The sequence below is a fragment of the Nonomuraea spiralis genome, assembly GCF_014648435.1.
Classification (GTDB): domain Bacteria; phylum Actinomycetota; class Actinomycetes; order Streptosporangiales; family Streptosporangiaceae; genus Nonomuraea; species Nonomuraea spiralis.
Genome location: NZ_BMRC01000022.1, coordinates 151,323 through 164,591 on the forward strand (window position 1 = coordinate 151,323; position 13,269 = coordinate 164,591).

Below are 13,269 nucleotides of genomic sequence, written 5' to 3' on the forward strand. Positions count from 1 at the left end.
GCCCGGCACATGGCACAGTCCAAGCAGCTCAAGCACCGCGTCCCCGTCAAACTCCGGCAGAACTGGAAGCTGGTCGCGCTGTGCGCGGCGTTCCTGGCCGCCTGCTGGGGCGTGTTCGGCAGCGGCACGATCCGCCCGTACGTCACCACCGCCCAGTCCGCCGAGGCCAAGACCGTCACCACGAACCTGACCGGCACCAAAGACCTGTTCGACGCCTCCGCCGCGCACGAGGTGAAGCTCACCTTCACCGACGAGGCCTACGAGGACATGCTGAGCGAGTACTTCAAGGACGGCGAGAAGAAGTACGTCGAAGCCGATCTGACCATCGACGGCACCCGCGTCCCGAGCGTCGGCGTCCGCCTCAAGGGCAACTCCACGCTGGGACAACTGACCTGGAAGGGGCAGTCCAAGCGGCGGGCCGTACCCGGTGGAGGCGGGCGACCGGAGGGGATGCCCGAAGGCTTTCAACCCCCCGAAGGCTTTCAACCCCCCGAAGGCTTTCAGCCGCCCGGCAACGGGCAGCCGCAGGGTGGGGGCGGGCCGCCCGGAGGCGGCATGTTCGGCTCCTCCCTGAAGGCCGAGGAGCCGGAGAACCTGCCATGGCTGATCAGCTTCGACGAGTTCGTGGAGGGCCGCCGCTACCAGGGGCACAGTCAGGTCGCCGTACGACCGGCCGCGATGGGCTCGACGACGATGCTGAACGAAGCGCTCGGCATTGCGCTGGTCGGCGCCTCCGGCGAGCCGACCCAGCGCTCGGCCTACAGCTCCTTCACCGTCAACGGCCGATCCTCCACCCCGCGCCTGGTGGTGGAGTACCTGGACGAGGGCTATGCGGAGGGACTCGGCGACGGCGTGTTGTACAAATCTCTGGCCACCGGCTCGTTCACCTACAAGGGCGAGGACCAGACCGAGTACACCGACGACTTCAAGCAGATCAACAAGGTCGGCGGCAAAGACCTGCAGCCGGTCATCGACCTGGTCAAGTGGACGAACGAAGCCTCCGACGCCGAGTTCGCCGAGGGCCTGGCCGACCGCCTTGACGTGCAGTCGTTCGCCCGCTACCTGGCTCTCCAGCACATCATGGTCAACTTCGACGACATGGCCGGTCCCGGCAAGAACTACTACCTGTGGTACGACTCGGGCACCAAGAAGTTCAAGGTCATCACCTGGGACCTCAACCTCGCGTTCAACGGCGACACCAAGAGCGGCGTGAACGACACGATCGGGATGGGCGGCTTCGGCCGCGGCCGGCCCCAGCAGGACCAGCAGAACCAGCAGCAGGGCCAGACGCGGACCCAGCCGGCGCAACCCCAGCAGGGGCAGCCGCCTCAGGGCTTCACCCCGCCCGACGGCGACGAACAGGGCCGTCCAGGCGGCGGTGGGATGATGCGCATGAGCCACCCCTTGAAGGAGAAGTTCCTCAAGAACGCCACCTTCAAGAAGCTCTACGAGGACCAGTACCGCGCCCTGTACACCAAGCTCCTGGCCAACGGCACCGCGTCCGGCCTGCTCGACGACCTCGTCGCCGCCTACAAGCTGAACGGCGGCGCCGACACCGCCAAGGTCGACGCGGAGGCGAAGACGCTGCGCACCTTCCTGAAGACCCGGACCGAAACCCTTCGCTCCGACAAGGCGATCAGCGGCGCCTGACAATCGCGCGGCGATGGGTTCTGCGGGCTCGGTCCGGCGAACCCGTCGCCGCTGGTGGAGAAGAAGCATGGGGACTACTTGCTGATGCAGGCCGTGATCGCCGAGGCCGCAGCCCGGGGACAGGCCGAACTCGACCTGGTCAGCGTCGACTCCACCACCACCACCCGCACCCACCGTCATGCCGCCGCGATGGTCTTGGACGGTGAGCTGAGCGCGGCGCTGGAAGAAGCCGTCGAGCAGGAAAGGGGGGCTACGCCAAAGGCGCATAACGCCCCCGACGGCGATCCCGGCAACGAAGAGAACAGGGACAACGACGACGGAGACGAGGACGTCGACAAGAGGGACGAACGGCGCCGGCTACGACGCCGATACCGGTTCCGGCTGAAGGCGGCCAAGCTGGGCCGCTCATGGGGGGCCTGACCAGCAAGGTGCATCTGGCGGCCGATGGTCGTTGCCGTCCGCTGTCCTTCGTTCTGACCGCCGGCCAGGCCGGAGACAGCCCGCAGTTCCGCCCGGTGCTGGAGCACATCAAGGTCCGGCTACCGATCGGCCGGGCGCGGTGGCCGCCGACAAGGCCTACTCCTCCCGCAGCAACCGCGTCTACCTGCGCCGACGCCGGATCATGGCGGTCATCCCGGAGAAGGCCGACCAGGCGGCCAACCGCAAGAAGCGCGGATCTGCCGGTGGCCGGCCGGTCACCCATGATCCCGATCTCTACAAGCAGCGCAACATGGCCGAACGCTGTATCAACCGGATCAAACAGTGGCGTGGGCTGGCTTTCCGGTTCGACAAAACGCCCGACAGCTATCCGGCCGGCCTGTACTTACGCGCGGCCGTCTTATGGATCCGAAGCCTCCGGCCAGCTTAGAGATCCGAACTCCGCACAGGGTCCAGGACCGTTCACACCGGCGTCCTCGCCTGCCGCGACCGCGAGGTGGGTACCTCCCCGGCGCGAGGACTCGCCCCGGCAGGAACTGCGACCCACCATGGGGGCGTCTCGGTGCCGCAGACGGCTCGCTGCTGGGCCTGCCTGGCCCGCTGCGCCACGAACGCGGCGTCCCACCGGGTCCTTGGCCGCGGCCGGCGGGGGCGCCGTGCCCGAGCGGTAACCGGACGTAGCCGATTACGCGGCGCCACGCCTTTTCACACACATATTTGTTTGACTGACGCCCCCTGGGTCCAGCAGCTTCTACGTGTGCAATTCCGTGAGTGCCATGACCGATTAACCGGAAAGGAAGCGGCGTGCACATTGATGATTTCGGCGCGGACAGGTCCGCAGAAAGCAGCCCCGCGAATGCCGCGCAGGAGCACTGGCAGCAGCAAGGGGTTCTGGACCTCGCGCCTTCGCTGATTCACAGCGACGAACCCGGTGAACCCGTTCTTCCCGGACGGGTGCTGGAGCTGCAGGGCGTGCAGGTGGCCATGCTGAACCACGGCCCCATCCAGGTACGCCGGCCGACGTCGCTGATCAGGCAGTTCGATCCGGAGGCGTACAACATCAACCTCTTCCTCGCCGGTGACGGTGGGTTGTCCCAGGCGGGACGGCAGGCCCGCCTGACCGCCGGGCAATTCGCCCTGCTCGACACCTCACGCCCCTACGAGGGCTGGCGCAGGTGCGATCGGGTGAGCGCACCGCGGTCGACGCTCGCGCTCCAGATCCCCCGCTTGATGATGCCCCTCCCGTCGAACGTGGCCGACCGGCTGACCGCGATCCCCTTCGACACCCGGCACGGCATGGGCGCGGTCTTCGCCCGCTGGGTGACCGGACTCGTACGGCATCCCAGTTACTTCACCCACGACGACGTTTCCACCTTGGTCTCGGTCACCACAACATTGCTGGCCGCCGCCCTCGCCCCGCACCTGAACAGCGCTCTGCGCGACAGCTCCGAGGCCCGCCGGCGCCGGCTCAGGTTCCAGATCGACGACTTCATCCAGCGGAATCTGGCCAATCCGGCGCTCGGCGCCGAGGCCGTCGCCGCCGCCGCGCAGATCTCGGTACGGCAGCTGTACGAGCTGTTCGCCGAGTACGACCGGACCCCGGCGGCCTGGATCCGGCACCTTCGCCTGGAACGCTGCCGCCGGGACCTGGCCGACCCGAGGTTGCGCTGCTTTCCCGTCCATGCCATCGCCGCCCGCTGGGGCTTCGCCGATCCGACCACCTTCAGCCGCGCCTTCCGCGCCGCCTACGGCATGCCGCCCGGCCACTATCGCCGGCTGTCACGCAGTGACAACTGATCTTGTCCAGCCTCGGAGAATCGAGGCTGCTGCAGGATTTGCCAAGGATGTCTGCAGGCACGGCCAATGACTCGTACTTCGTGCGTGCGGCATGGTGATAAACGTCAAGTCGCTCCATCGGGCCGCTTCCGCAGCGCATGTCCGCCCGAACTCATGACGATCGCCGCCGACACCTGACAGAAGCCTCAGAGCCGTATTGACCGATGAATCGCCATGCGGTGAGGCCGTCAATGTCGTGAATGACAGAAACAAATGCTCGAGCCACTGCCTGAACATGAACATAGATCGTTGACAGCAAGATCGGCCCGTAGTTAGCATCCGAAAAGCACAAAGCGATCGCTGTTCGGTCATATGTGCCAGGCAAAAGTCTGGGGCATGAGTCGCATCTCAATCTGAGAGGAATGTCATGACCAAAGCCATTCAGAAACTGAGCGACAAGCTGCTTGTGCTGTTCGTTCCTCGGACCACTGTCCACGCGGGATGTCCTCGAATTTGCGAGCAGGTCCCCATCTGCGGCGAAGGCAACAACTGCGGGTACCGGACCTGCTGCATGACCAGTGTGGGCGGCGGCCGGTGCGGCTGGGACTGCTGAGAATCCGATAGCCCGCCGGCACGATCGGTGAGCGACGTTGGCTCTGACGGAACATTCTGCAGAGCCAACGGAGCCGCCTTTACCGGCGGATCTGACCTCAGGCCCGGATTGCAGAGGTCGCCCCGGCGGCCGCATTTCACAGGAGAGCTGGAAATTGCTCTACATGACCGTGGCCATTGGCCTCCTGAGTGCCCTTTGTCTCTTCAATCTCCTTCTTCTCCTCGGGGTGATTCGGCGCCTGCGGCAGCTTTCCGAGCCCGCGCAACAACTGGCGCGTCTCGCGGTGGGCGACACGATCGACGACTTCTCCGCGGTGACCACCCGGAACAAGGTGGTGACCGCCGGCTCCCTGCAGGACGGCACGATGGTCGCCTTCATGTCGCCGACCTGTGGACCCTGTAAAGAAATTCTGCCGACTTATCTGGAGTTCGCGAGCTCGTCGGAGACCCCGACGCTGACCGTCATGCTGGCGGCGGACGCCGACGCCGTCGAGTACCTGGGCCGGCTCGAATCCGTCGGCGACGTGGCCGTCGAGCCCGTTCAAGGGGCGATCTCCACCGCTTTCGGAGTCACCAGCACGCCCACTTTCATCACTGTGGTCAGCGGGAAGATCGCCGACTTCGGCCTTCCCCAAGTCGCGGAAGGCGCTCTGGGCTAGGTCCATGTGGAAAAAGATGAGCAGCGGAACGCCCGTGAGGAACGCCCTGCCGGCCATTTTCCTCGCCTGGCGGGCCGGAGCGCCCTGGGCGACCTCGATCACCGCCCTCGCCCTTCTCTCGGCCCTCATCCCCATTTCGATGGCCTGGCTGACCAAGCTTCTGCTCGACCGGCTGACCCACGGGGCTCAGTTGTCGATGGTGATCCCTCTCGCCGGGTTCCTCGCGTTCCTCGGTCTGCTGATATCCGGATCTGCGGCGCTGCGCCGATATTGCGACGCTGAGCACGACAGAAGGGTCAACCTGTACGCACAGGACAACATCTATCGTGCGGTGAACAACATCTCGGGGCTCTCCAAGTTCGAGGACCCCAAGTTCCTCGACCAGCTCCGGCTCGCGGCACAGGCCGGCGGGAACACGCCGAGCCAGGTGTTCCAGGCGGCGCTCGGACTGTTCGCCGGATCACTCACCATCGGCGGATTCGCCGTCTCCCTGCTGCTGATCAGCCCGATGATGGCCGCGGCGACGATCGTCGGAGCCGTGCCCATGTTGCTGGCGGAAATCTCGCTGGCCAAGCGGCATGCCGTCAGGATCTGGCGGATGAGCCCCACCGAGAGGCGGGAGATCGCCTACAGCCAGTTGATCTCCACCACCGCGGCGGCGAAGGAGGTCCGCCTGTTCGGCCTGGGTGACTTCTTCCACATGAGGATGCTCAACGAGCGGCGGGCGATCGACGAAGAGAAAAGGCGGATGGACAGGGCGACCCTGAGGGTTCAGTTCGGGCTCGGAATCCTGGGGGCGGTGATCGCCGGAGCGGGGCTGGTGTGGACGGCCGCGCAAGCACTGAACGGCCGTCTCACCCTCGGCGACATCACCATGTACGTCGCCTCCATCGCCGGCGTGCAGGCGGGCCTTTCCACCCTGGTGTCGCTGATCGCCTCCGCGTACCAGCAGTTAACCCTTTTCGGGCACTACCGCGAGATAGTCTCCCTTCCGGTGGAATCCCAGGCCGACATCCGGAATCTGCCGGCGACCCTTGACCGCATCGAATTCAAAGACGTGTGGTTCCGCTACGGCCCTGACCATCCGTGGGTGCTTCGCGGCATCACCCTTACCATTCCCTTCGGCAGCAGCCTCGGGCTGGTGGGTGAGAACGGCTCAGGAAAGAGCACCTTGGTCAAGCTGCTGTGCGGGTTCTACGAGCCCACCGAAGGCACGATTCTGTGGAACGGCGTCGATCTCCGCGAGATCGACGTGAAGATCCTGCGTTCAAGAATCTCGGCCGTCTTCCAGGACTTCATGGAATATGACCTCTCGGCCGCCGAGAACATAGGCGTCGGGGACATCGAGAAGATCGATGACCGCGAGCTGATCGAGGAGTCGGCCAGACGAGCGGGCGTTCACCAGACGCTGGCCGCCCTGCCGAAGGGTTACGACAGCCTGCTCACACGATTCTTCCTCGCGGCCGACGACTCGGAGGGCGTACGTCTTTCCGGTGGCCAGGCACAACGGGTGGCGGTCGCCCGGTCGCTGGTCCGAGAAGGACGGGACCTGCTCATTCTCGACGAACCGAGCTCGGGCCTCGACGCGGCGGCAGAACACGACATCCACGCCAGCCTCCGGGAGTACCGCAAGGGATCCACCAGCATCCTGATCTCACATCGCCTGAGCGCGGTCCGCGACGCGGACATGCTCGCGGTGCTGGCCGATGGCGGCATCGCCGAGTGCGGGACGCACAGCGAGCTGATCAGCCTGAACGGCATCTACGCCCGCCTGTTCAACCTGCAGGCCTCGGGTTATCACGAGACGGTACCCGGATGATCGCCCTCGCTGCGGCGGTCCTGGCAGGGCTGGCCCTCGTTCTCGGCTACGTGCGTTTACGGCGGCATCGAATGATCGCGGTCGTGTCCGGGGTCAGCATGTTGCCGAGCTACCGGCCCGGAGACCGGCTGCTCGCACGTCGCCGGCGTCCGTACGACGCACTCCAGGCGGGCCAGGTCGTCGTCCTGCGGCATCCACGCCCGGAGGTGAACACGGGCTGGCTGGTCAAGCGCGTCGTCGCCGTGGCGGGTGACAGCGTGCCCGACGGAATTCGCTGTGACGTCGTACCGAAAAACCAGGTCATTCTGCCGGGCGAGATCGTGCCTGAAGGGCACACGCTCATATTGGGCGACAATCCCGCGCACAGCATGGATTCGCGGCAGCTCGGCTTCATACCACTGGAAAGCATAATGGCGACCGTGGTCAGGCGGCTGAACCACTGACAGCGTCCCTTACCTCATGACCGAACCACCCATAACCGATTGAAGAGAAAGGTTTCACATGATGATCAACCCGTCAGCACAGATCCAGAATGCTCTTCTGCTGCTCGAAGAGCCGGAGACCTCCGAGCACGCCGTTTTCTCGGGGAACACCGGCTTCCCGCTCGCCACCTACAACATCGCCATTCCGCCGCGCAGCCGGTGAACGAGACAGGCGTTTTAGCTTTCTCACCGAGCCTGCGCGCGTAGCTCTCTCGGGCCGGTCCACCGACCGGCCCGAGAGATTCCCTGCCTGCTCGGCCGACCGTCCACAAGTTCAGTTCATTCACTACAGAGGTGACCTCGATGGCTGCGGAAGTCACTGCGGAGGCATGGGCCGGCGTGTCGGCGCTTCTGGACTCCTATCTGCGGATCTCGGCTGCCGATCAGCTGGTGATTCTGTACACGGCCGAATGCCGCCCGCCCGCGGCCTGGATCCTGGTCGCGGCGCAGGAACTGGGGCTATCCCCCGTCGCGCTCGCCATGCGGCCCATGAAGGACCCCGGTCTCGCCTCTCGCCTGCGCGAGGCGCTGCTTCCCTCGGTACGCCTGTCCAACCGGGTGGTGATTCTCACGCTGGAGAAGAACAGCGTGTCCCACTTCGCCGTTCTGCAGGAAGCCCAGGACCTGCTCGGCGATGACCGTTGCGATGTCGTACGCGTCACCAACGCCGGTTCCGAGCTCTTCTCCCATGCCTTCAACACCACGCCCGGGGAGCTGAGCGCGTACAACGCCTCGCTCTATGGGCGTTTGCGGGCGGCGAGGAAGGTCACCATCCGAACCCCGCGTGGCACGCACCTGGAAATCGAACTCGATCACGAGCGTTTCACCTGGACCAGTAATCGGGGCACCCTCAGGAAGGGCTCCTTTCTGGTGCTGCCCGCCGGCGAGCTCGCGACCTATCCGGCCCGTATCAATGGACGCCTCGTCGCCGACGCCGCCTTCAACGCCAACATCTACACGACGCTGGACTCACGCCTCGGTGCCCGTCCCGTGACCGTCGACATCGTGGAAGGGCAGGCTGTGGACTTTTCGTGCGACGATGCCCAGGTCGCCGAACTGATCGAGATGTGCTGGGCCGTTCCGCACGCACGTCGCGTGGGTGAGCTGGGCTTCGGCACCAACGCCGGCATCGACCGGCTCGTTCCGCTCAACTCCCACATCAACGAACGCTTTCCTGGCGTTCACATCGGCTTCGGGGAGCACAATCAGCCGTTGCAGATCGTCGACTACCGCTGCGACGTTCATTTCGATCTCATCGCGACGGGCGGCATCGTCACTCTGGATGACGGAAGTGAGATCGATCTGTCGAGACCGGCGGATGACGGGACACCACATCCCGACGGTGTCAACGACGAGGACATCGACGGAGACTGTTGCGCGCTGAGCTTCGATCAGTGCAGAGTCCTCAGCCTGCCGGCCTAGAGCCGGCAATTCGCCTGGCCGTGCCCAAGCGCCGTGACCAAGAGCCGTGCCTAAGAGCCGTGCCTAAGAGCCGTGCCTAAGAGCCGTGACCAAGAGAATCGAAGCCGGCATGCCCCTCCCCGACGACACAGCTCAAGGTGAAAGGTCCGAAGGCTCCGCGCCACTCACCAGGAACCCGCGTTTCCTTGGTTATCTCGCCACCCGGGCGCAATCGCAGATCGGTTCGTCCATCACGGCGACGGCCACCCCGCTCATCGCCGCGACGTGGATGGGTGCGAGTGCCACACAGATGGGGCTGCTTGTCGCCGTCCCGTTCGTCTCACGGGTCGCCGGCCGGCTCCTGGCGGCCGTCCTGGCTGAGCGCTCACGCTCGCGTGTCACCGCCCTGGCGGCCATTGAGGTGACGTCCGGTCTGTGCGTCGTCGCCGTCACTCTCTTGGCCGTCACCCACGACCTTTCGATGCCGGGGCTCATCGCCCTGGTCTCGATCATCGCCGGGCTGACCGGGGCGTTCGGATCCTTCTCCGCGCCTCTTGTCCTGGATCTCGTCGATCCCGGCCGGCTGACCAAGGCCAACGGGGCGATGGCCGGGGTCGCGCACCTCTCCACCATTGCCGGGCCCGGGATCTTCGGTCTTCTCCTCCAGTTCCTGGCGATGCCCTTGGTACTGGTCGTGGACGCGATCAGCTATTTCGTGTCGGCCTTCCTGATCCTGCCGCTCCGTCAGCGGGCCCTGCCACGCACACAGGTGAGAGTGCCGGACCCCGGCCTTCAAGGCTTCCGGCATATGTTCCGTGGGGATATCAGGATCTATATGGCGGGTGCCGCGCTCATCTGCCTGATCAATGGCGCTGTCATCGCCCTGCTCCCTTTGTACGCGACGCATGATCTCGGCCTGTCGGCCAGCGCTTACGCGGTCATCCTGGCAACCGGCGCGGCCGGCGGCGTCATCGGATCCGCCACCGCCTCCTTCTGGGAGACGAAGCTCGGCAGGAACCGTGCGGCGTTCGTGGCGGGCGCCCTGGCCACGGGGGCGACGGGATTCCTCGCGTTCGTGGACAAGGGCTTGTCCGGGGCGCTGGGCTGCGGTGCCTATGAACTGGTCGGCAGCGCCGGCGGCAGCGTATTCGTCGTCCTCATGATGTCGTCGATACCCGCATCCGTGCCGTCGGACGCGGTCGCGAGATCAATGGCCGTCGGCGCTCTCGTTCTTGAGCTCGGCACGGCGATCGGAGCGGCAGCCGGTGGAATCATGGGAACGGCTGCCGGCATCCGTTCGACCGTGGAGCTCTGCCTGTACGTCGCCGCCACCGCGCTCCTGGCCGTCGCCCTGCGAGGCGGCCTGTCGGCCGTGAGGTCTCGTTCCTGAGGACACCAGAGCTGAAGTCCTCCTATGACGGGCAGTCCCCGCCTATGCCCGCGGGGCCGGGCTCAGTCGCCGGGTGAGAAACCGTTCGAGTCTCGCCCCGGCAGCGGAAGCAGCGCGGTGGCAGAACCGGTTGCGTCACCTGGCCTCCCGAGCGTCGATCGAGCCTGATCAACGCCATCCAGCTGGCAGGAGTGTCCTACACGCCAACCCGGCGATCATTTCCGGTCACAGCACCAGGACTCCCTCTCGGCGGCGATCAGGGCGGCGCGCAGCGCTCGTACGTCGGAGCCAATCGGCGCAGCCCGGCCGCCAGCGCCGCGTCGTCGCCCGCCATGAACGGACCCTGCAGCCCACCGACGATGCGGGCCTGCTCGGCGGCGATGGCCGCGCCCGCGTCGAGGCGTAGGGACGACAGGCAGACCGCCAGGTCGTTGAGGCGGCGGGCGCCCACTCGCACCACGAACGTCTGCCACAGCGTCCTGATCTCGGGATCCAGCCCTTCCTCCACCAGTTCGGCCATGCGCTCGCGCTGGGCCGGCTCCGCCGCCGTCGCCAGAGATCGATGGCGGTTGGCGGCGAACAGCCGCCTCGACGGCATTCCCGTTGAAGCACTGGCCGCACCCATGACCAGCACCATCAGCGAGCGCGCCATGCATGGCCTTATGTTGAGCCAGCTCCACCTCGCGGCTACAGGCGCACGCTCTGATCGGCGTCAATGTCAGGATCACGAAAGCCGTCGAGCTCAGGCTCATGCGTCCGGCTCTGACCCGTCGTTCACCCTTGATCGATTGGGAGCGCATTGGGAACGACACACCGTAGACCACCGGTGTCAGCCATAGATGGCCGGACACAAAGCGAGATGCCCGTCACCGCGTTTCCGCTGGTGACGGGCATCTTCCCGCTGGTGTGGCAGGTGCAAGGTTCGAACTTGCGTAGGCTGAGCCGACGGTTTTACAGCTCGTAGCCGTTCCGGCTGAGAGATGGCCTCCGACCTGCGGCGGTGCAACATTCCGCCACCTCGATGCCCGAGATCATTGCACGTATATTGCACGGCGCTCGCGGGGGCACATGGAACTCATCCCGACCTGCTTGATCTCGAAGTGTTGCAATCCGGTTAGTTCTCTTCTAGGAAAGTCGCATGTGATGCCTGTGCGGCTTCGAGCCGGGCGATCACGTGATCGACCTCGAAGTCCCAGCCTCTCGCTCACGCCCCCGACCAGTTGATCCCAACCAGCAGGTCATCCCTCTTGAGATCAGGCAGCCACTCGAGTACCCAGTTGTCGATGTCGATCTCCGTGAGCTCCATCGAGGCATAAGCGGGCACCGTCCGAATGATCTTGTCCGCTCGGGACCGCGATGACCAGAACGGGATGCTTCGCCGTCCGCTAGGAGTCATCAGAGCTGGGCAGCCGTTCTCGTCTTGAAGTGTCCACACTGCGCGGTTGGATGCAAGAGCGCGGAAGAACGCCGCCGCCTGCGCTCCACTCTGGCTCACGCCGACACGGTATCAACAGCGAAAGCCGCAGGGAACGCTTGCCCTCGTCCCCCGATCATCCGCCTGTGCCCGCAGCTCGGCGGTGACCCCGTGCTCAGGACTCACAACCACCGCCTGAATGATCACAGTCATCGGAGCCAAGCGCCCGCGGGGCGGGCTCAAGAGAATGCCTACGGGGTCTAGCAATCTGGGCTACGCTGCTCTCTAGCAATGTGATGGCTCACTCATGGCGACAAAGGAAGCCAGTGGGCTGTCATCGCTCAGAGTAATTGCGCTGAACACCCACTGTGAGCAGGGGCGTTCAGCGCTTTTGCGTTTTCCGGCAAAGGAGGTGATGAGAGTTGGAGGCGCTCGCGACCGAGATCGGACGTACAGTGCGGCTTGCCATTGGGACGTGGGGCCGCACGGTACGCCTCGCAGTGCTTCTCGCAGCAGCGGGAGCACTCTTTTGGGCGATTAGACAGTTGCCGTTGATCGCCTGGTAGACGCCGCGCCCAGAACCTGAGTACCGTGCACGATGTCGAAGGATCCACAGTACACAGGTTCTGGGCCTCTGCGGACTCGAAGCCGCCTTGAGGCCTCTGCTGATCGCGGCCTGGAAACTTGGCCTGCGGCTACGCCGCGGGCCGCCGACTGCCACTAGGTTGCGTCCACGGGAGCTCCCAACCGCGGATGTAATACTCCATCGGATGGGCGGTGCCCGCGGGCAAAATCGCACCGGTACAGCGGGGCGATGACAATAGGCATGTTGCCGGTCAGTGTGACACCGAACTCCCCCACTTCGTGCGGACCGGCCAGATTGGTAGCAGAAGACCCAGCCGACAGCGCACCATCCGTACAGACACGACGAAGCTGTCGTTCGGGCCCAAGTACGCGCGCACTTCTTCATAGAGGCGAGCTGTCTCGGCTTCCGCCAGGCGTCACGCTTCCGACCCAGTCAGCACTCGTCCATCGTGATGTGCGGTGGCCTGCCGTCACCCTCCAAGCAGGGATGCCGCACGGGAGAAGACTCCAACCACGTCACTCAGTGAGTCGTGCTGAGGAACGAAGCACGAATCGTCGATCGCCCCCAGCAATCTACGGCGACCGGCCATGCAGTGGCGATCGTAAGGGCTGTATCTGTGCGGCGGCGTGGCAATCCCGGCCGGTGGGGTTCCGTTGGTACGGCGGGGCCGGCGTGCGGTGGCCGGCCCGGTGTCCCGCCGCCGTTCGGGACCGGCCCCCCAGGCCGCACGCCCGGACGGCGGGCGGGCGGAGGGCCGGGGGTACGGCGGCGCGCCGCGCCGCCGCTTGATCTCTACAAGAACAATCCGGCAACACGATGAATATGAGGCGCGGTCTACCACGCCGAGGAGCTGACGGCGCCTTCTCTCGTGGCCCCGGCCTTCTTCGTCCGATTGGGACGCCAGCTCACACCAAGGCCGCCTTACGGTAGCTGCGCATACTGAACGTTTTTCATCCTCGCGCCGCCTGCGCGACTCGGTGATTTTGCAGGACGGCGATGGCCTTGCACAGGTGGCCGGCCTTGGACGGGCTGCAACGTAGCT

10 protein-coding genes and 1 pseudogene are annotated in these 13,269 nt (G+C 65.4%); 9 read left to right on the forward strand and 2 right to left on the reverse strand.

Translation table 11 applies throughout. From position 1 onward, the window contains the following. Nucleotides 1-9: 9 nt before the first annotated feature. From IEZ27_RS39090 to IEZ27_RS39135, 9 genes and pseudogenes are all read left to right on the forward strand, one after another. Nucleotides 10-1,650: a CotH kinase family protein gene (locus IEZ27_RS39090; RefSeq protein WP_189651879.1), complete on the forward strand. Its 1,641-nt coding sequence runs from the start codon at nt 10-12 to the stop codon at nt 1,648-1,650. Between the two features lie 81 nt (nt 1,651-1,731). Next, nucleotides 1,732-2,518 (forward strand): annotated as a pseudogene (locus IEZ27_RS54420) (IS5 family transposase); the annotation flags it as partial. Between the two features lie 374 nt (nt 2,519-2,892). Continuing rightward, a complete protein-coding gene (locus tag IEZ27_RS39105) occupies nt 2,893-3,885 on the forward strand; it encodes an AraC family transcriptional regulator (protein WP_189651882.1) in 993 nt (330 codons plus the stop codon). Nucleotides 3,886-4,640: 755 nt separating this feature from the next. Next, nucleotides 4,641-5,135 (forward strand): TlpA family protein disulfide reductase, encoded by a 495-nt coding sequence (locus IEZ27_RS39110; RefSeq protein ID WP_189651883.1) that lies wholly within the window; start codon nt 4,641-4,643, stop codon nt 5,133-5,135. A gap of 4 nt (nt 5,136-5,139) precedes the next feature. Further along, on the forward strand, nt 5,140-6,954 hold the full coding sequence (locus IEZ27_RS39115; RefSeq protein ID WP_189651884.1) for an ABC transporter ATP-binding protein: 1,815 nt from the start codon (nt 5,140-5,142) through the stop codon (nt 6,952-6,954). Next, the gene (locus tag IEZ27_RS39120; RefSeq protein WP_189651885.1) at nt 6,951-7,397 is read left to right on the forward strand and encodes a S26 family signal peptidase; all 447 of its coding nucleotides are present in this window, start codon (nt 6,951-6,953) and stop codon (nt 7,395-7,397) included. Before IEZ27_RS39115 ends, IEZ27_RS39120 begins: the two co-directional genes overlap by 4 nt. Before the next feature lie 58 nt (nt 7,398-7,455). After that, a complete protein-coding gene (locus IEZ27_RS39125; RefSeq protein ID WP_189651886.1) occupies nt 7,456-7,599 on the forward strand; it encodes a hypothetical protein in 144 nt (47 codons plus the stop codon). Nucleotides 7,600-7,739: 140 nt separating this feature from the next. Beyond that, nucleotides 7,740-8,858 carry a M29 family metallopeptidase gene (locus IEZ27_RS39130; RefSeq protein WP_189651887.1) on the forward strand — a complete coding sequence of 373 codons (1,119 nt, stop codon included), beginning with the start codon at nt 7,740-7,742 and terminating at the stop codon, nt 8,856-8,858. Between the two features lie 85 nt (nt 8,859-8,943). Beyond that, a complete protein-coding gene (locus IEZ27_RS39135; RefSeq protein ID WP_189651888.1) occupies nt 8,944-10,227 on the forward strand; it encodes an MFS transporter in 1,284 nt (427 codons plus the stop codon). A gap of 256 nt (nt 10,228-10,483) precedes the next feature. On the opposite strand, the gene IEZ27_RS39140 is transcribed toward IEZ27_RS39135, so the two are convergent. Both IEZ27_RS39140 and IEZ27_RS39145 read right to left on the reverse strand, forming a co-directional pair. After that, nucleotides 10,484-10,879: a hypothetical protein gene (locus IEZ27_RS39140; RefSeq protein ID WP_189651889.1), complete on the reverse strand. Its 396-nt coding sequence runs from the start codon at nt 10,877-10,879 to the stop codon at nt 10,484-10,486. Nucleotides 10,880-11,431: 552 nt separating this feature from the next. Continuing rightward, nucleotides 11,432-11,722, reverse strand: a complete 291-nt coding sequence (locus IEZ27_RS39145) for a DUF2750 domain-containing protein (protein WP_189651890.1) — start codon at nt 11,720-11,722, stop codon at nt 11,432-11,434. Nucleotides 11,723-13,269 lie beyond the last annotated feature (1,547 nt).

Bases quoted from the DNA above. Each gene is read 5' to 3' on its own strand.
- IEZ27_RS39140 (WP_189651889.1), bottom strand. From the start codon at position 10,879: ATGGCGCGCTCGCTGATGGTGCTGGTCATGGGTGCGGCCAGTGCTTCA.
- IEZ27_RS39110 (WP_189651883.1), top strand. From the start codon at position 4,641: ATGACCGTGGCCATTGGCCTCCTGAGTGCCCTTTGTCTCTTCAATCTC.
- IEZ27_RS39115 (WP_189651884.1), top strand. From the start codon at position 5,140: ATGTGGAAAAAGATGAGCAGCGGAACGCCCGTGAGGAACGCCCTGCCG.
- IEZ27_RS39120 (WP_189651885.1), top strand. From the start codon at position 6,951: ATGATCGCCCTCGCTGCGGCGGTCCTGGCAGGGCTGGCCCTCGTTCTC.
- IEZ27_RS39090 (WP_189651879.1), top strand. From the start codon at position 10: ATGGCACAGTCCAAGCAGCTCAAGCACCGCGTCCCCGTCAAACTCCGG.
- IEZ27_RS39130 (WP_189651887.1), top strand. From the start codon at position 7,740: ATGGCTGCGGAAGTCACTGCGGAGGCATGGGCCGGCGTGTCGGCGCTT.
- IEZ27_RS39125 (WP_189651886.1), top strand. From the start codon at position 7,456: ATGATGATCAACCCGTCAGCACAGATCCAGAATGCTCTTCTGCTGCTC.